The sequence below is a fragment of the Roseateles puraquae genome, from assembly GCF_002205845.1.
Lineage (GTDB): Bacteria > Pseudomonadota > Gammaproteobacteria > Burkholderiales > Burkholderiaceae_C > Pelomonas > Pelomonas puraquae.
Window position 1 is genome coordinate 163,314 of record NZ_NISI01000004.1, and the last position, 17,311, is coordinate 180,624.

Consider the following 17,311-nt stretch of genomic DNA (forward strand, 5'->3'; position numbering starts at 1 on the left):
GCCCTAACGAGGCGACGTGAGTGAATGCAACTCCGCAAGACGCCGAGTCTAGGCCCGCCTCGCACCAAACGACGCGATGACAGGCACCGCAAAGTTGTAACGTCTCCCAGCGCTACAACTTGCGGGCCGGCCACTGCGCCGCGAGCAAGGCGGCTGCCATGACCCACATCGGCGCCGCGAGCGCGGTGGCGGCAGCCAGCATGCCAAAGCCCATGGGCATGGCCACCGTGGCACCGTTCACCGTCAGCATGCGCAGGCCCAGTGCCTGGCCGTGGCGCTCGGGCGGCGTGGCCCGGTGCAGCATGGCCAGGATCATCGGCTGCACCGAGCCCAGCGCGATACCCAGCAGCGCCGAGCCGCACATCAGGCCCAGCGTGCCGGGCAGCCAGGCATAGGCGATGAAGGTCAGCATGGCCACCCCCATGGCCGCGCGCAGGGCCTTGGCCTCGTCGATGTCATCGGCAAAGCGCACGATGGCCAGGCGCACGACGGTCGCCGCCACCGCAAAGCTGCCCAGCACCACGCCGATGCTGGAGGCCGACAAGCCGCGCGCATGGCCCACCACCGGCACCACGAAACTGTGCGCATCCCAGCCGGCGGACAGTGCCAGATTGACGATCAGCAGCCGGCGGTAGGCCGGCAAGCGGAACAGGTCCCAGGCCGCCCGCTCGCGAAAGCTCTTGGTGCGCACGGCCGGCGGATTGCGGGGCACCTGGCGGGCGAGCAGACCCGCGAGCAGGGGCAGCACGGTCGCGAACGCAAAGCCGGCCCACATGCCCACAAGATCGATCAGCAGGCCGGCGATGATGGGCGACAGAGCGTTGGACATGGCCGGCCCGAGCGCCATCCAGCTGAAGATGCGCTTGAGCTCGCCGGGCGCCTCGGCCATCAGGCCCGCCTCGCGCTGCAGGGCGACCGCGGCCACCGCGACCGCACCACCGCACAACAGGCAGCCGGTAGCAATCGCCCACAACTGCGGGATGACGAGCGCCAGCAAGGCGCCCACGAAGGCCATCGCGACGCCCACACCGACGGGGCGGTGAAAGCCGTGCCGGTCGGCCAGTCGGCCGGCCCACAGCGACAACACGATCGGCGCCACCGCGAACAGACTCAGCAGCATGCCCACCGACGCCTCGCCATAGCCCTGGTTCAACACCCACAGGCTGGCCGTGACACGCGTGGTGGCCATGCAGGCATGCACGCAGATCATGGTGGCGATCAGCCACGGGAAGGCGTGGCGCAGATGGGTCGGAGCCGCTGGCGCGGGGTCGCTCACTCGGCGTCCTCGCCCAGGCCAAGCTGCAGCAGCTGCTGGGAGGCGTCGTCAGGCAGCGCCTCGACGCCCTTGAGCTTGCGCGTCATGGCGCGGGTGCGCACCTCGGCGGCATCCAGCGTGTTGCCAGCTTCCTCCAGCTTCTTCTTGGCCTTGGCCAACACATCGCCGAACTTGCCGAACTCCGTCTTGACGGCACCCAGCACCTCCCAGACCTCGGCGCTGCGCTTCTCCAGCGCCAGCGTGCGAAAGCCCATCTGCAGGCTGGTCAGCGTGGCCAGCAGTGTGGTGGGGCCGCAGAGCATGACCTTGAACTCGCGCTGCAGGCCCTCCACCAGGCCCGGGCGGCGAAGCGCCTCGGCATACAGCCCCTCGGTGGGCACGAACAGGATGCCGAAGTCGGTGGTGTGGGGCGGTCCGATGTACTTCTCGCGGATAGTGCGGGCTTCCAGCCGCAGCCGCGCCTCGATGGCCTTGCCGGCGACATCCGCCGCGGCCACGTCGCCCCGCTCCTGCGCATCCAGCAGCCGCTCGTAGTCCTCGCGCGGGAACTTGGCGTCGATGGGCAGCCACAGCGGCTGGCCATCGTCACGCTGCCCGGGCAGCTTGATCGCGAACTCCACGCGCTCGGCCGAGCCCGGCAGTGTCGCCACGTTGGCCGCGTACTGTTCGGGCGTGAACACCTGTTCCAGCAGGCCCGCCAGCTGCACTTCGCCAAACACGCCGCGCGTCTTCACATTCGTCAGCACGCGGTTGAGTGAGCCGACATCGCGGGCCAGGTTCTGCATCTCGCCCAGGCCTTTGTGCACCTGCTCCAGCCGCTCGGCCACCTGCTTGAAGCTCTCGCCCAGGCGCTGCTCCAGCGTGGCATGCAGCTTCTCGTCGACGGTGGCGCGCATCTGCTCGAGCTTCTTCTCGTTGTCCTGCTGGATGGCGGTGAGGCGTTGCTCCACGGTCAGGCGCAGCTCGGCCAGTCGTTCGTCGTTGCGCTTGGACAGGCCCTGCAACTGCTCGCGCATCGCGTCGTTCAGGCGCTGCATGGACTCGGCCTGGGCCTGCACACTGCGCAACGCGGCGGCATCCTGCGCCTCGCGTGCGGCCAGCGCCTGGGCGGCGAGCGACTGGTTGCTACCCTGCAGGCCCTGGGTCAGCACCTGCTGGAACTGCGCCAGGCCCTGCATCAGCTCCTGCCGCGTGCCGCTCGCGCTGCGGCCGAGTTCGTCACGCAGTTCGCGTTCCAGGCGCTCGTTGCTCTGCAGCAGCTCGGGCGGTACGCCCGCCACCGGCTTGTGCCGCACCCAGATCAGCACCAGCAGCAGGAAGATCAGGGCCAGCAGGCCCAGCACCACCAGCTCGAAACCGGTCATGGCGCCACCAGTCCGGCCACGGCCTTGGGCAGTTCGGCTTCAATCAGGCCCTCCAGCGCCTGCAGGCGCTGCTCCACCGTGGTGGCGGCCCAGGGGTTGGCCGCATTGGCGGGCGCCACCGGCAGGCGGCTGGCCACGGCGATGGACTGCTCGCGGCGCAGCTTCAGGTCGCTCAGGTCCACGAGGGCCACGCGGATGGACACGAACGGCGCAAACACCGGCAAGCCGCCCTGCCCGTCAAAGCCGATCTGGCCGCTCGGGCGCTGGTCCAGCACGAAGCCGGGGCCCTCGAGCGTGGTCAGGATGCGCTGCGGCAGTGCCGAGGCCAGCGCCGGCTCCTGCCGGCTGCGCGTGACGAGCAGCAGATGCGCCGCGCCGCTCTGCCGCACGGCATCGCCCAGCTTGCCGGGCAGGCTCAGGCGGCCGTTGACGAAGAGGTTGGCCGGGTCGCCAAACAAGCTGCGCGTGCTGGAGGTGTAGAGCTTGATCTCGCGACCGGGGCCGGCCGCCGTGACGGCCTGGTTCAGGGCTTGCAGCACGGCGTTGTCCAGCCCGCCGCTCGGCGCCGCCGTCCATTCACCGGACTGCACCGTGTCGCCGCGCGCAGGGCTCAGGCTGATGAGTTGCACGCTGTCCCCCAGCAGCGACAGCGCGGCGAACTTGTTGGCATCGCGCGGGGTCTTGTCCTCAGCCACCGGCTCGGGCGCTGGTGGCGGCGGTGCCTTGGGTTTCTGGGCCAGGGCCAGGGCGGGAACGAGACAGAGCAGGCAGATCAGGCGGCGGTTCATGCGGAGAGAACTTCAGGGTTCAGCGGTGTGGGCGGCTTGCCGCCGGTCAGCGCGGCGATCAGGTTGTCGGCAGCCAGGCCCGCCATGGCGCGGCGCGTGGGCAAGGTGGCGCTCGCGATATGGGGCGTGAGCACGACGTTGGGCAGGGTCAGCAGCGCAGGGTTCACACGCGGCTCGCCTTCGAAGACGTCCAGCCCCGCCGCCGCGATACGCCGCTCGCGCAGCGCTAGAGCCAGCGCGTCTTCATCGACGATGCCGCCGCGCGCCACATTGACGAGGGTGGCGGTGGGCTTCATCAGGGCCAGCTCGGGCGCTGCGATGCAGTGATGCGCCTCAGCCGAATAGGGCAGCACCAGCACGAGGTGGTCGGCCTCACGCAGCAGCGTCTCCTTGGACACATAGCGAGCGCCCAGCTCAGCCTCGGTGTCCACCGGCAGGCGCGAGCGGTTGTGATAGATCACCGGCATCCCGAAGCCGAAGTGGCCGCGCCGTGCGATGGCTTGCCCGATGCGACCCATGCCGAGGATGCCGAGCGTCGTGCCGTGCACCTCCGAGCCGGCGAGGAAGTCCCAGGCCCAGCTCTTCCAACCGCCATCGCGCAGCAGCCGCTCGCCTTCGCTCATCCGACGCGCCGTGGCCATCAGCAGTGCAAAGCCGAAGTCGGCGGTCGATTCGGTCAGCACGTCCGGCGTGTTGGTCACGAGCACACCACGCGCGGTACAGGCCGCCAGGTCGATGTGGTTGTAGCCGACGCTCATGGTACAGACCACGCGCAGCGCTGGGCAGGCGTCGAGCAACGCAGCCGTGATGCGCTCGGTGCCGGTGATGTAGGCGCCAGCCTTGCCGTGCAGCCGTGCCTGCAGTTCGGCCGGCGGCAAGGGCAGCTCGCCGTCGTGATAGTCCACCTCGAAGGAGGCCTGCAGCCGCTGCAACACCGCTTCCGGGGCGCGGCGGGCCACCAGCACGGCGGGCTTGTCGGTCAGCGCGCTCATTCGTCGATGAACCGGGTGAACTCGGCCACCGGCGCGCGCTCGGTCACGAGGCCGTTCTCGACAGCTGCCGGGTCGGCAAAGCCCAGCGACATGCCGCACACCAGCATCTGCTCCTCGCCCAGCTGGAGCTCGTCGGCGATCACGCGATGGAACTGCGTGAAGGCCGCCTGCGGGCAGGTGTGCAGGCCGCGGGCGCGAGCGGCGATCATGACGTTCTGCAGGAACATGCCGTAGTCCAGCCACGAGCCCTGCTGCATGACGCGGTCGATGGTGAAGAACAGGCCCACCGGGGCGTCGAAGAACACGAAGTTGCGGCCATGCTGGTGCTGCATGCGCGCCTTGTCGGTCTTGGCGATGCCCAGCAGCCCGTACAGGTCCCAGCCCACCTTGCGCCGACGGTCGATGTAGGGGCTGCGCCATTCGTTCGGGTAGTAGGCGTACTCTTCCTTGTTCGCGGCGTTCTGCTCCGGATCGAGGTAGGCGGCATGGATGCGGCCGGTCACACGCTTCAAGGCGTCGCCGGTGAGCACATGCACCTGCCAGGGCTGCGTGTTGGTACCCGAGGGCGCCCAGCGGGCCACTTCCAGGATGTCTTCCACCGTCTCGCGGGGCACGGGCGTGGGTAGGAAGGCGCGCAGTGAATGGCGGGTCTTGATGGCAGCGTCGACCGCGGCAGTCTGCTCGGGCGTCGGGGTGTCGAAACGGTTCATGGGGTCGGGGCCTTCAGGGTCTCGAGAGCGGATAGGTAGGCATCGGGCAGCGCGGCCACCGGGCGGCGGCTGTCGCGATCGACGTAGACATGCACGAAATGACCGCGCGCCGCGCAGGTGGCTGCCCCTTCGGCGAACAACCCGATCTCGTAGCGCACGCTGGAGCGCCCCTGCTGGGCCACGCGCACGCCGGCCTCGAGGCGCTGCGGGAACGCCAGCGATTCGAAGAAGTTGCAGTGGGTCTCGACGACGAGGCCGATCACGGCGCCGGCATGGATGTCGAGTGCGCCCGCGTCGATGAGCAGGCTGTTCACCGCGGTGTCGAACAGGCTGTAGTAGACGACGTTGTTCAGGTGGCCGTAGGCGTCGTTGTCCATCCAGCGGGTGGTCAGCGGCACGAAGCGGGCGTAGGCGTCACGGCTGTCGGGCTGGGGGCGTGAGGTCATGCCGCCGATTCTTTCATGCGCTGCCACACCGCCCAGGACGCGGCGGCGACATTCAGCGTGTTGACCTGCACCGCCACCGTCGTGGCCAGGTCGTGGCCATAGCCGCCCGCCATGCTCAGTGCCACGGGGATGCGGCGCGCCCGCAGCGCATCCAGCACGCGGCCGTCACGCTCGGCCAGGCCGTCGTAGCTGAGCTTGAGCCGCCCGAGTCGATCCGCCTCGTGCGGGTCGGCGCCCGCCAGATAGAAAGCCAGCCCGGGCCGGCAGCGGCGCCAGACCTCCTCCAGCGCCTCATCCAGCGCCGCCAGGTATTCCAGGTCGCCGCAACCGTCGGGCAGGCCCACGTCCAGGTCGCTGGCCTCCTTGCGGAACGGGAAGTTGCGCTGGCCGTGCATGGAGAAGGTGAAGACGGTCTCGTCGTCCCGGAAGATCGACGCGGTGCCGTTGCCCTGGTGCACGTCCAGATCGATGACGAGTACCCGCAGCAACTGGCCATGCCGGCGTGCCCATTCCGCCTGCATCAGGCGGGCCGCCACGGCCACATCGTTGAACACGCAGTAGCCCGACCCCTTGTCGGCATAGGCATGGTGGGTGCCGCCGGCCATGTTGGCCGCCACACCTTCGACCAGCGCGGCCCGGGCGGCCGCGATCGTGGCGCCGACCGAGCGGCGCGAGCGCTCGGCGACCGATGGCGTCCACGGGAAGCCGATCTCCCGTTGCTCCGCCGCGCTGAGCCGCCCCATCAGCACCGCGTCCACGTAGTCAGGCGTGTGCACCAGCGCCAGCTCGCCTTCGGTCGCCACCGGCCCGGGCTGCATGCGCAGCAGCCCGGGGTGCCGCTCGAAATGTTCCCGCAGCAAGCGGTATTTGGACTGAGGGAAGCGGTGCCCCGGCGGCAACTCCAGCGGGTGGGCGTCGTAGTGAAAGGCCAGCATGGGCCGCCACGATAGTCACATCCGGACACCCCTAAATTGTTGCAGCGCACAAAAAGTACTTGCAATCCGGCCGCGGGCCCCTATCATTCGGTTCATGTTGCAGTGCAGCAAAGCACGGCAAACGGTTCAACCTCACTGAAACGGAGTCCACCATGCTGACCGCTGAACAAGTCCTGGCCGCCCACAAGGCCAACGTCGAAACCCTCTTCGGCCTGACCAACAAGGCTTTCGAAGGCGTCGAGAAGCTCGTCGAGCTGAACCTGCAGGTCGCCAAGACCGCGCTGACCGAAGCCGCCGACACCACCTCCGCCGCGCTGTCCGTGAAGGACGCCCAAGAGCTGCTGTCTCTGCAGGCATCGCTGCTGCAGCCGACTGCCGAGAAGGCCGCCTCCTACAGCCGCCACCTGTACGACATCGCCTCCGCCACCGGCTCCGAAGTCGCCAAGGCCGCTGAAGCCCAGTTCGCCGACGCGCAGAAGAAGTTCACCGCCATGGTCGACACGGCCGCCAAGAACGCCCCGGCCGGCACCGAGAACGCCGTTGCCCTGGTGAAGTCGGCCGTCGCCGCCGCCAACAACGCCTTCGAGTCGGTCCAGAAGGCCACCAAGCAGGCTGTCGAGGTTGCCGAAGCCAACTTCCAGGCCGCCACCTCCCAGGCCGTGAAGGCCACGCAGACGGCCACCCGCGCCAGCAAGCGCGCCGCCTGATCGAACGGGCTTCCTGCCTGAAGGCCCGGTGCTCACGCACCGGGCCTTTTTTCTTGCGCCCGCTATCGAGTAGCAGATGCCCTTGATGAAGAGTGGCCCTGTGGATTTAATCAGGGCATGGTCAGAATTCCTGCTGCGCTCAAATGGCTGATTACTCACCGAGGTCGGTTGCTCGGCGAGATCAAGAAAGTCAAGAAACGTCAGGCCGCGCGTGAGGCGCAGATCGAAGCGGCCATCAGTGCTATCGACAAGCGCAGGCAAACGCTCGAGAAGCGGCTGAGCATCATCAGGTCGCGCACGCCCTTGTTGATCCAGGGGATTGAGAGCGATATGGCAGCGATCGACCGTGCGATCAGCCAGCACCGCATCATGGTTGATGCCGATTCAATATCAGCCATCAAATCGCAAGAGCGGGCCTACTACTTGCAGCCGGGCCAGATGACCAGGCTGATCCTAAAGGCCCTACGCGAAGCCAACGGTGAAGAGCTGACCACCAACGAGATTGCGGTGTTCGTCATGACGGAGTCAAAGCTTCAGATCCCCGGAGGCGAGTTCTACGAATTCAAGCTCGCCGTTCGGAAGCGAATGCGAGCGATGCACGCTGCAGGCTTGCTGCGGCGGGCGGCCGTCGGCGGCCACACCGTCGAGAGCCGCTGGACGCAAGCGCCACTGGAGCGCTAGCGCGGTGGCCGTGAGGCACGGACGGCACGTCAAGTGACGGGTGTGCGATGGTATCGCGCCCGTCAGCGCCAGGTGGGCCAAACTACTTGACTGAGCGTGCTAGCCCTGGGCGACGCTGTCGGTTCTTGAACTGGGGATGCGTCCTTGAAAGTACCCGCGCCACTTCGACGTGTGGGAGCTAAGAAGACCTCGCGTCAGTGCATCCGTCTTGGTGCCCTCCGTCTGACGTCGGCAGTCTTCTCGCCAAGCCATCTCGACGGCGTAGTCGAGGATGTATTGCGGCTCAAACTTGTGACCGATACCTAGGACGTAGCGCCTCAGCCTTGAAAAGAAAGATTCGGCCTGGTTCTCGTTGACGCCCGCAGCGCTGCTGACCTCTCAGGGTCAGGGGATGTTCGGCTCGCTGGACTGGACCAGGACGAGTTGCGTGTCGAGCTGCGTGGTTCTGGAGATGTCGTCGCCGACGGCCATGCATCGGTCGTCTCGCTTACCCTGCAAGGCTCCGGCGACATCGACACCCGGCGACTGAGGGCGCGCAAGGCCACGATCAAGCTCCATGGATCAGGCGACGTTCGTGCGTTTGCCAGTGAGGAAGCGAAGGTCCGCCTGCACGGCTCGGGCGACGTGACGGTCAAGGGCAGTCCCAAGATTCGAGATGCCAAGGTCGCAGGCTCTGGCGACATCGATTTCGACGACTAGCCTTGGGCATCGCGAACTAGAACAACGAATGCCGGCGGATGAACGCGTCGACCGGCCCTATAGCGATGACCATGAACCTGCTCAACCTTCCCGACTTCAAGGTGCAAAGGGTTGAGGAATCCGATCACGACTATCACGTCTACGCCGAAGCGTCGAACCCGCCAGGTGGCTGCAATGCGTGCGGCTCGGTCCGCGTCATCGGACACGGCCGCAATGAGCAGGTGATCCGTGACCTGCCGACCCACGGCAAGCGCCTGGCCATCTACGTCGACACGCGCCGCTGGCGTTGCCAGGACTGCGGCAAGACGTTCATGGAGACGCTGCCAGCGGTCAACGCCAAGCGCGAGATGACCGACCGGCTGGTGAAGTGGATCGGCCAGCAAAGCCTGCGGCGGACGTTCGCCAGCATCGCCGATGACACCGGGCTGGACGAGAAGACCATCAGGAACATCTTCAGGGACTACGTGAACGAGCTGGAGGCCCAGTTCCGCTTCGAGACGCCGAAGTGGATGGGCATCGACGAGATCCACCTGATCCGGCCACGCTGCGTCATCAGCAACATCGGCAACAACACCATCGTCAACATGCTCCCCAACCGGGACAAGAAGACGGTGACGAACTACCTGTACCAGCTCGAAGGCAAGAGCGAGGTTCAGTACGTGGCCATGGACATGTGGACGCCGTACCGCGATGCCGTCCAGGCGGTCCTGCCCGACGCACGAATCGTCATCGACAAGTTCCACGTCGTTCGGATGGCCAATGACGCTGTGGAGAAGGTCAGGAAGAGCTTGCGCGAGCAGCTCACGTCCAAGCAGCGCCGCGGGCTTATGCACGACCGATTCGTGCTCCTGAAGCGCGAGCGGGACCTCAACGACCAGGAGCTGCTGCTGCTGGATGGCTGGACAGCTAATTACCCGGAGCTGGGCGCGGCCTACAGGCTCAAGGAGAGCTTCTACGCTGTCTACGAGGGCTCATCCAGCCCCAGGGCGGCGCTGGCCGCCTACGAGGCCTGGAGCAAGGCTGTGGTCCCTGAGGTACGCGAGGCCTTCACCGACCTTATCCGTGCGTTCAACAACTGGCAGCCCTTCATCCTGAACTACTTCGAGCATCCGGTCACCAACGCCTACACGGAGAGCTTGAACAGCCTGATCCGGGTCATGAACCGGCTCGGCCGTGGCTACTCCTTCGAAGCGCTGCGGGCGAAGATCCTCTTCACCGAGGGCGCCCACAAGAAAACGCTGGCCAAGCCCAAGTTCGAGCGTCGCCGCGAGGTCGAGACGCTCACGTCTTACGACCTTCCGCCCGGCCGCCTTGCCAGGTCGTTCGCAATCCCGATGAACACCAGGTGGCGTGCCGAGGAACCACAGCGGCAGTACGAGCAGCCGAAGAACTTCGGCCCCGACATAAACACACTGATCGAGCTGCTGCAGTCAGGCCGGCTCTGACGCCTCAAACACAGCCAAATCCGGATACCCGTCAATGAAAGCCAGCACCGACGGTCAGTGCTGGCCAGCGCCTGCAGCCTGGTCGGGCGAGATGCTCGACCCCCACGCGCAACCCATTTCCAGCCGGCTTCTCTGCCGCGGCTAGCGCTTCTGGAAGCGGCATTGTTATATGCGTTCGCCCTGAACTCGTCGAGGGGCACTGGCCTGGGCGAGCACAGCGTGATGGGCGGGCAGCAACGCGTCGCGGCCCGATTGCTGTCACCTTACGGCCTCGATCACCCATGTGAAGAGTCTCACGCGCGCGCGGCCCTCCGCACAGCGCAACAGTTCTCCATGTCGCAAGCCGCTCCCACGGCACGAAGCATAGTGATGGCTGGCCGACACGGGGCACCAGGACCGTAGCTAACTAGTGGAGGTGGTGCGGCACTTCCCAGGTGCAGCTGACCAAGACCAATTATCGAGATTTACCAAGAATTATCGCGACTGCCCCAGGCCGCCCGTCAGTTCACAGGCGACCGGGCTGATCGGTCAGCTATTCCGAGCCAATCGCCCGCCCGTCCCGACAGCTAGCCTCGAGGCTTACTCAGGCGCGTCCGTGGAGATATCGCCAACATTGGTGTGTATCGAAGCAGGTCTGGACGCGTCAGCTCCAGGCCCGCCGAAGTACGGATGAGCACATAAGTCGTTGATCCAGCTTACTTTTGGCGCTTGCTACTCAAAAGCGCTTGCGCCGTCGATTCGTCGCCCCGGCACGTCGATTCACCGCCGCGGCCGCGCGAGCCGGGTAGCTTCGGGGTCTACTAGCAGCCCTTGCTGTCTGTGACCCCGCCCATGCGCCGCACCCGTCATCCCGCCTTTCGCCGCACCCCGCGTGTCCGCCACGCCGGGCAGCGTGTGTTCTTCGGCCTTGCCGTCATCGGCATCGGGCTGCTGGCCTTGCTGGACAACCTGCGGCTGTTCGACATGCCCCTGCTGCGCACCTTCTGGCCGCTGGCCATCGTGCTGTGGGGCGTGGCCCGGCTGATCTGGCCCCAACACCGCGGCAGCGGCGTGTTCGGCGCGCTGCTGGTCGGCGTGGGGGTGCTGCTCACGGCGCAGAACCTCGGCCTGATGCACGTCAATTGGCGCGACTGGTGGCCGGTGGTGATCATCCTGGTGGGCCTGTCCATCGTCACCCGCGGGCTGGTGCCGCGCCCCGGCGGCGACCTGGAGCCGGGCGACGTGACGCTGGAGCATGGCGACTCGGTGGACATCCAGGCCAGCTTCAGCGCGGTCAGCCAGCGCAACGACTCGCCCAGCTTCAAGGGCGGCCGCATCACCAGCACCTTCGGCGGCGTGGAGCTGGACCTGACCCAGGCCAAGCTCGCCGGACCCGAGGCTCGCCTGGACATCTCGGCCCACTTCAGTGGCATCGACCTGCGCGTGCCGCGCGACTGGCAGGTGGTGCTGGAGGTGGCCTCCACCTTTGGCGGCGTGGACGACAAGACCGTCCCGCCGATGACGCCGGGCCCTCGCCTGCTGCTGTGCGGCGAGGTGATGTTCGGCGGTGTCGAGATCAAGCACTGACGCGCCTTGCATCCGCTGCTGACGCACTGGCGCGGGCTGGCGGTCTACCTGCTGGCCTGGGCCCTCGCGGGACCGGCCCTGGCGCTGCTGCTGCACGCACTGCGCATCGCACCGGTGGGCGCCGCCATGCCCTGGACGATGCCACTGTGCGCGGTGTTCGCCTTCATGCTGCTGGCCACCTACTACCCCTGCCGCAGCCGCCCGTTCGGCGCCGGCCCCTGGACGACTGCCCTCGCCCACCGCGGCGCTTTGGTGGGCACGCTTGCGGCCACCATGCTGGGTCTGGCCCTGGCCTGGGACGCCGCCGGCACGCTGTTCGGCCATGCCCGGGGTTGGGTGGGCCTGAGTGCTGGCGGCATCACGCTGCTGGCCGTCACGCTGCTCGGCCTTTTGACGCTCGCGGTGCTCGCGCATGACCTGCTGATCGCGTTCCAGGCCAGCCAGAACGCCGCCATGCGCGAAAGCCAGGCGCGATTGCTGGCCCGCGACATGGAACTGCAACTGCTGCGCCTTCAGATCGACCCGCATTTCCTGTTCAACAGCCTGAACTCCATCAGCGCCCTGACCCAGTTCGACCCGGCTGGCGCCCGCGCGATGGCCATCGATCTGGCGCAGTTCTTCCGCCAGACCCTGGACCTCGCCGGGCGCGAGCGCATCCGCCTGCAGGACGAACTCGCCCTGGTGCAGCACTACCTCGCCATCGAGCGGCAACGGCTGGGCGACAAGCTGGCCACGGCCATCGAGGCCAGCGACGACGCCCTGCCCGCACTGCTGCCGCCGCTGACCTTGCAACCCCTGGTGGAGAACGCGCTCAAGCACGGCCTGCGTCCGCGCGACGACGGCGGACTGCTGCAGATCCAGGCCCTGGTGCGTGACGGTTGGCTGCATGTCGCCGTGCGCAACCCGGTGCCCGTTGCCCACCTGCCGTCGGGCACCCCGACCGACGCCGGCCTGGGCCTGGGCTTGCGCAACCTGCGCGAACGCCTCGCGGCCCAGTACGCCGGCCGCGCCCACGTGCACTGGGGCCCGACGCCCGAGGGCTTCGCGGTTGAACTCACCGTCCCTTGCGAGACCTTGCCATGACGCTGCGCGCCCTGATCGCCGACGACGAACCCCTGGCCCGCCGCCTGCTGGCCGAGTACCTGCGGCCACATGCCGACATCCGCCTCGTGGCTGAGGCCGGCAACGGCCTGGAAGCGGCCAAGGCCATCACCGAGCACCAGCCTGAGCTGGTGTTGCTCGACATCCAGATGCCCAAGCTCACCGGCCTGGAAGTGCTGGAGCTGACGGGCCGGCGCGACGGCGTCATCTTCACCACGGCCCATGATGCGCATGCGCTGCGCGCCTTCGAGCTGCATGCGGTGGACTACCTGCTCAAGCCCTTCGCGCAGGACCGTTTCGACGCCGCGCTGGCCCGCGCACGCCGCCTGATCGGGCAGCCGACGCCCGGGCTGGACCGCCTCCTGTCGCCGGCCGCGCCTCACATCGCCCGCGTGCTGGTGCGCGACCCGGACACCCCGGGCGGCCTGCAGGTGCTCGCGGTTGACGACATCGCCTACATCGAGTCCCAGGCCGACAACGTCGCCTTCCACGCCCACGGCCGGGAACACCTGAAGGCGCAGCGCATCTCGGAGCTTGAAGCCCAGCTCGACCCCACCCGCTTCGTGCGCGTGCACCGCTCGTTCATCATTCACCTCGCCGCCTTGCAGGGGCTGGAGAAGACCGACAGCGATGCCTACATCGCGCGCATGAAGAACGGCAAGCGCATCCCGGTCAGCCGCAGTGGCTACGACCGCCTGCGGTCGGTGCTGTGACGTCGCGGCGCTGAGGGGCTTCGTCCTACAAGGCCTCGCCTCGTCTGGCCGCACACTGCGCCGCATGCACTGGCGCCCCCTGCTGCGCCCGCTCGGGCGGGTGCTGATGCTGACCTTCGAAGGCTTCCTGGCCGACCGCGGCCCGCGCATGGGCGCGGCACTGGCCTACTACACGCTGTTCTCGCTGGCCCCGCTGTTGCTGATCGTGGTGTCGGTCGCGGGCCTGGTGTGGGGCGGCGAGGCGGTCCGGGGGGAGTTGTTCGATGAACTGGCCGGCCTGCTCGGTCCCAACGCGGCGTCCACCATCGAATCGCTGTTGAAGTCGGTCTCCTGGCCGGCGGGTGGCTGGCTGAACACCGTGCTGGGGCTCGGCCTCATGCTGGTGGGCGCGACCACGATGTTCGCCGAGCTGCAGGACGCGCTGGACACCATCTGGCGTGCGCCGGCCCAGCCCCTGCAGGGCTGGCTGGCCTGGCTGCGGGCGCGGCTGCTGAGCTTCGGCGTGATCCTGGGCCTGAGCTTTCTGATGCTGGTGTCGTTGCTGCTGGATGCCGTCATGTCGGCTGCGCAGGTGCTCTGGCAGCCCTGGTTCGGCGACGGCCTGCGCGTGGCTGCGGTGGTCAACACGGTGGTCAGCCAGGCGCTCATCGTGGCGGTGTTCGCCCTCATCTTCAAGTGGATGCCGCGGGTGCGGGTGGCCTGGCGAGACGTGCTGCTGGGCGCCCTCGTCACGGCGGGCCTGTTTGCCCTGGGACGCTACGGCATCAGCGTCTATCTGCAGCGCAGCGGCGTGGTGTCGGGTTTCGGCGCGGCGGCCTCGGTGGTGGCGCTGCTGGTGTGGGTGTACTTTTCGGCGCAGATCCTGCTCATCGGCGCGGAGTTCACCTGGGCCTACGCCCGCGTGCTGGGTTCGCGACGCGAACTCGCCGCGTCTGCGGCAAACTCCGCGCCACCATGACGCTCACAACCCACGACGGCCTCGCCCTGCACACCCACCATTGGCCCGCTGCGGCGGCGCCTCGCGGCCAGGTGCTGATCTGCCACGGCCTGGGCGAGCACATGGGCCGTTACGCCCATGTCGCGGCCGCACTGAATGCCCACGGCTGGGACGTGCACGGCTGGGACCACCGCGGCCACGGCCACAGCGGCGGCCCGCGCGGCGACGTGCCTGGTCCGGATGCGCTGCTACGCGACACCGCGCTCGTCATCGACGCAGTGCGCCAACCCGGGCGGCCCTTCGTGCTGCTGGGGCACAGCATGGGCGGTGCGGTGGCCGCGCGCTTCGCAGCTGATGCCCTGGCTGCGCAGCCGGCTGCCTGGCGACGGCCGCTGGATGGGCTGGTGCTGTCCTCACCCGCGCTTGACCCCGGCCTGAGCGGCGCCCAGAAGCTGGCGCTGGCAATTGCCGAGAAGCTCACGCCCGGCCTAGCCGTTGGCAACGGGCTCAAGCCGGAATGGATCTGCCGCGACCCGGCCGTGGTGGCCGCCTATGTGGCCGACCCGCTGGTGCACGACCGCATCACGGCCCGGCTCACCCGCTTCATCGTCGACGCCGGCGCCCACGTCATCACCCAGGCCTCGCACTGGGCCGTGCCGACGCTGCTGATGTGGGCCGAAGCTGACCGCTGCGTGGCCCCGCGCGGCAGCGAAGCGTTTGCCGCGGCCGCCCCGGCGCAGGTGGTGGCCACGCGGCCCTGGGCTGGATGTGCCCATGAAATCTTCAACGAGCCCGAGAAAGCGGCGGTGCTCGCGACCCTCACGAACTGGCTGGACGGCCGGGCGCGGTAAGCGCATCGAGCCGGTCCACCACCAGCTCCAGCCGCAGCAGCGGGTTCTCCAGCGCCATCAGGCGATGGCGCTCTTGCAGCGTCATGGGCAGCAGGCCCGCCCAGCGGTTGGCCAGCCAGCCCGCGTCGTCCCAGCGGTAGGGCGGCTGCACCGGCAGGTCCTCCGGCGCCGCGCGCCCGCCCAGGCTGGCCAGCACGTCCTGCAACTGGCGCACGGCCAGGCGCAGGTCATCCGGCACGGGCACCTCGGCATCGTCCGGCAGGCGCTCGATCTGGCCCACCCACAGGCCGTGACTGAGGCAGCGGCGGCTCAGCAACCGGAAGCGCTGGCGGCCGACAGTGCGGATGTGGATGAGGCCCGGCTGGCTGGCATCAAAGCGCTCGATGTGGGCCAGCGTGCCCACGTCATGGAACTCCTCGCGCTGAAAGCCCGCGCCGTCGCGGCGTCTCACCTCGTCGCCTTCGGTCAGCGCCACCACGCCGAAGGGCTCGCCCCGCGCATGGCAGCGCTGCACCATGTCCAGGTAGCGTGGCTCAAAGATGCGCAGCGGCAGCGGGTCGCCCGGGAACAGTACCGAGCGCAACGGGAACAGCGGCGTTTCGGTGTCAGGCGAGTTCATCGTGTCAGCGGGTCTTCTCGGCGATGCGCTGGCGGATCAGGGGCAGCAGCGCCTGCGCGGCCTCGCGGCCGGCCTGCACGGCACGGCGGCGCGCGGTGAAGTCAGCACTGCCGACGCCATCCAGCCGCGGGCGGATGACGACGTCTGCATCACGCAGTTCGAAGAAATTGATGCTGCGACCCATGATGGAGAAAGTCTGCATCAGCATGCGGAAGGCGTCACCGGGCGGGTCTTTTTCAGGCGGCGAGGTGATGTCCACGGCGATGACGAGCTGCGCGCCCATTTCCTTCGCAAAGCGCACCGGCACCGGCGACACCAGGCCACCGTCCACGTACTCGCGCTGCCCGATGCGCACCGGCTGGAACACCGCGGGCACGGCGCTGGACGCGCGCACCGCCGTACCGGTGTCGCCGCTGCGGAAGAGCACCGAGGAGCCGTCCGACAGGTCAGTCGCCACGATGCCCAGCGGCAGCGCCATCTGCTCGATCGCACGGCCACCCGTCTTGTCACGGATGAACCGCGCCAGCGCCTCCCCGCGGATGAGGCCGCGCAGCGGGAAGGACCAGTCGGTGATGGCGCCCTCGTCCATGGTCTCGGCCAGCGTCTGCAGCTCCTTGCCCGTCTTGCCCGAGGCATACAGCGACGCGACCAGGCTGCCGGCGGACGTGCCGGCGACCAGGTCCACCTTGATGCCGTTCTCCTCCAGCACCTGGATGACGCCGATGTGCGCAAAGCCGCGCGCAGCCCCGCCACCGAGGGCCAGGCCCAGGCGCGGTGGCTTGGGCACGGGCTTCACATAGGGCGGCGGATCGACCGGCTGCACGGGCGGGGTGACGACCGGCGTCTGGGGCGGCGGGCTGGTCATGACGGAGCAGCCAGCGAGGACGAGAGCACTGGCAAGGAGCCAGGCGCGACGGAACAGGGATGAAGTCATTTCAAGCGCAGGGAAGCGCGCGCACGATAACCGAGGCGCGGCGCCGTCAGCCGGCCTGCGGGGCAGCTGAAGCGGCAGGAACTGTCAGCCGCTCAGGCCAGCTTGTAGCTTTGCAGGTGGATGGAGGTCTCGGTGCTCGCGATGCCCTTGATCAGCCGCACCCGCTCCAGCACGTCCGCCAGCTCCTGCAGCGTCGCGCTGCGGATCTCGGCCAGCAGGTCCCAGCGGCCGTTGGTGTCGAACAGCCCGGTGATGCCCGGCTCACCGAGCAGCATCGACACCACCTCGCGGGTGCGGTTGCCTTCCACGGTGATGCTCATCCAGGCGGTGATTTCGTCCGGCACCGAGTCGGGCCGCAGGCGCACCGTGTAGCCGGTGATGACGCCGCTGTCCTCCAGCCGGGCGATGCGGTTGGTGACCGTGCCCCGCGACACCTTCAGCTTGGCCGCGAGGGTGGCCACCGGGGCCCGGGCGTTGGTGCGCAGCAGCGCGAGCAGTTGCTGGTCGAGGGCGTCCATTTGCGCAAATCGTCAGTTGAGACTGTCAT

At 68.1% G+C, this 17,311-nt stretch carries 19 protein-coding genes and 1 pseudogene; 9 read left to right on the forward strand and 11 right to left on the reverse strand.

Annotated elements, in window-relative coordinates:
• Positions 1 to 112: 112 nt before the first annotated feature.
• Genes CDO81_RS12215 through CDO81_RS12245 form a run of 7 tightly spaced genes read right to left on the reverse strand, consistent with a single transcriptional unit; the run spans position 113 to position 6,511 of the window.
• Entirely contained in the window at positions 113 to 1,276 is a 1,164-nt protein-coding gene (locus CDO81_RS12215; protein WP_088483496.1) for an MFS transporter, read from the reverse strand.
• Complete coding sequence (locus tag CDO81_RS12220) at positions 1,273 to 2,640, reverse strand: DNA recombination protein RmuC (protein WP_088483497.1); 1,368 nt, start codon at positions 2,638 to 2,640, stop codon at positions 1,273 to 1,275. Before CDO81_RS12220 ends, CDO81_RS12215 begins: the two co-directional genes overlap by 4 nt.
• Positions 2,637 to 3,428, reverse strand: coding sequence for a hypothetical protein (locus CDO81_RS12225; protein WP_088483498.1), 792 nt, complete (start codon positions 3,426 to 3,428; stop codon positions 2,637 to 2,639). Before CDO81_RS12225 ends, CDO81_RS12220 begins: the two co-directional genes overlap by 4 nt.
• Complete coding sequence (locus CDO81_RS12230; protein WP_088483499.1) at positions 3,425 to 4,420, reverse strand: 2-hydroxyacid dehydrogenase; 996 nt, start codon at positions 4,418 to 4,420, stop codon at positions 3,425 to 3,427. Before CDO81_RS12230 ends, CDO81_RS12225 begins: the two co-directional genes overlap by 4 nt.
• The gene (locus CDO81_RS12235) at positions 4,417 to 5,130 is read right to left on the reverse strand and encodes a nitroreductase (protein WP_088483500.1); all 714 of its coding nucleotides are present in this window, start codon (positions 5,128 to 5,130) and stop codon (positions 4,417 to 4,419) included. Before CDO81_RS12235 ends, CDO81_RS12230 begins: the two co-directional genes overlap by 4 nt.
• On the reverse strand, positions 5,127 to 5,576 hold the full coding sequence (locus tag CDO81_RS12240; RefSeq protein ID WP_088483501.1) for an acyl-CoA thioesterase: 450 nt from the start codon (positions 5,574 to 5,576) through the stop codon (positions 5,127 to 5,129). The genes CDO81_RS12235 and CDO81_RS12240 overlap by 4 nt, the downstream gene beginning before the upstream one ends.
• Positions 5,573 to 6,511, reverse strand: a complete 939-nt coding sequence (locus tag CDO81_RS12245) for a histone deacetylase family protein (protein WP_088483502.1) — start codon at positions 6,509 to 6,511, stop codon at positions 5,573 to 5,575. Before CDO81_RS12245 ends, CDO81_RS12240 begins: the two co-directional genes overlap by 4 nt.
• A 152-nt stretch (positions 6,512 to 6,663) precedes the next feature.
• Between CDO81_RS12245 and CDO81_RS12250 the strand changes: the two genes are divergently transcribed.
• On the forward strand, positions 6,664 to 7,218 hold the full coding sequence (locus CDO81_RS12250; protein ID WP_088483503.1) for a phasin family protein: 555 nt from the start codon (positions 6,664 to 6,666) through the stop codon (positions 7,216 to 7,218).
• 117 nt (positions 7,219 to 7,335) lie between these two features.
• The gene (locus tag CDO81_RS12255) at positions 7,336 to 7,899 is read left to right on the forward strand and encodes a hypothetical protein (RefSeq protein ID WP_144397222.1); all 564 of its coding nucleotides are present in this window, start codon (positions 7,336 to 7,338) and stop codon (positions 7,897 to 7,899) included.
• A gap of 99 nt (positions 7,900 to 7,998) precedes the next feature.
• Here the strand turns inward: CDO81_RS12255 and CDO81_RS29280 are convergent.
• Positions 7,999 to 8,256 (reverse strand): annotated as a pseudogene (locus CDO81_RS29280) (transposase); the annotation flags it as partial.
• On the opposite strand from CDO81_RS29280, the gene CDO81_RS12265 reads away from it, so the two are divergent.
• From CDO81_RS12265 to CDO81_RS12295, 7 genes are all read left to right on the forward strand, one after another.
• Entirely contained in the window at positions 8,242 to 8,598 is a 357-nt protein-coding gene (locus CDO81_RS12265; protein ID WP_088483506.1) for a GIN domain-containing protein, read from the forward strand. The pseudogene CDO81_RS29280 and the gene CDO81_RS12265 overlap by 15 nt on opposite strands.
• A 71-nt stretch (positions 8,599 to 8,669) precedes the next feature.
• Positions 8,670 to 10,043 (forward strand): ISL3 family transposase, encoded by a 1,374-nt coding sequence (locus CDO81_RS12270; protein WP_241516975.1) that lies wholly within the window; start codon positions 8,670 to 8,672, stop codon positions 10,041 to 10,043.
• Between the two features lie 831 nt (positions 10,044 to 10,874).
• Positions 10,875 to 11,609, forward strand: coding sequence for a LiaI-LiaF-like domain-containing protein (locus CDO81_RS12275; protein ID WP_088483508.1), 735 nt, complete (start codon positions 10,875 to 10,877; stop codon positions 11,607 to 11,609).
• Between the two features lie 6 nt (positions 11,610 to 11,615).
• The gene (locus CDO81_RS12280) at positions 11,616 to 12,692 is read left to right on the forward strand and encodes a sensor histidine kinase (RefSeq protein WP_088483509.1); all 1,077 of its coding nucleotides are present in this window, start codon (positions 11,616 to 11,618) and stop codon (positions 12,690 to 12,692) included.
• A complete protein-coding gene (locus tag CDO81_RS12285) occupies positions 12,689 to 13,423 on the forward strand; it encodes a LytR/AlgR family response regulator transcription factor (RefSeq protein WP_338139992.1) in 735 nt (244 codons plus the stop codon). Before CDO81_RS12280 ends, CDO81_RS12285 begins: the two co-directional genes overlap by 4 nt.
• A 64-nt stretch (positions 13,424 to 13,487) precedes the next feature.
• Complete coding sequence (locus CDO81_RS12290) at positions 13,488 to 14,381, forward strand: YihY/virulence factor BrkB family protein (RefSeq protein ID WP_088483510.1); 894 nt, start codon at positions 13,488 to 13,490, stop codon at positions 14,379 to 14,381.
• Entirely contained in the window at positions 14,378 to 15,211 is an 834-nt protein-coding gene (locus CDO81_RS12295) for an alpha/beta hydrolase (protein WP_088483511.1), read from the forward strand. Before CDO81_RS12290 ends, CDO81_RS12295 begins: the two co-directional genes overlap by 4 nt.
• Here the strand turns inward: CDO81_RS12295 and CDO81_RS12300 are convergent.
• The 3 genes from CDO81_RS12300 to CDO81_RS12310 all read right to left on the reverse strand — a co-directional run bounded on the left by CDO81_RS12300 (position 15,180) and on the right by CDO81_RS12310 (position 17,282).
• Positions 15,180 to 15,830: an LON peptidase substrate-binding domain-containing protein gene (locus tag CDO81_RS12300; protein WP_088483512.1), complete on the reverse strand. Its 651-nt coding sequence runs from the start codon at positions 15,828 to 15,830 to the stop codon at positions 15,180 to 15,182. The two genes, CDO81_RS12295 and CDO81_RS12300, sit on opposite strands and share 32 nt — an antisense overlap.
• Before the next feature lie 4 nt (positions 15,831 to 15,834).
• Positions 15,835 to 16,695: a patatin-like phospholipase family protein gene (locus tag CDO81_RS12305; protein WP_088483513.1), complete on the reverse strand. Its 861-nt coding sequence runs from the start codon at positions 16,693 to 16,695 to the stop codon at positions 15,835 to 15,837.
• Between the two features lie 161 nt (positions 16,696 to 16,856).
• Positions 16,857 to 17,282: an Lrp/AsnC family transcriptional regulator gene (locus tag CDO81_RS12310; RefSeq protein WP_088483514.1), complete on the reverse strand. Its 426-nt coding sequence runs from the start codon at positions 17,280 to 17,282 to the stop codon at positions 16,857 to 16,859.
• Positions 17,283 to 17,311: the final 29 nt, after the last annotated feature.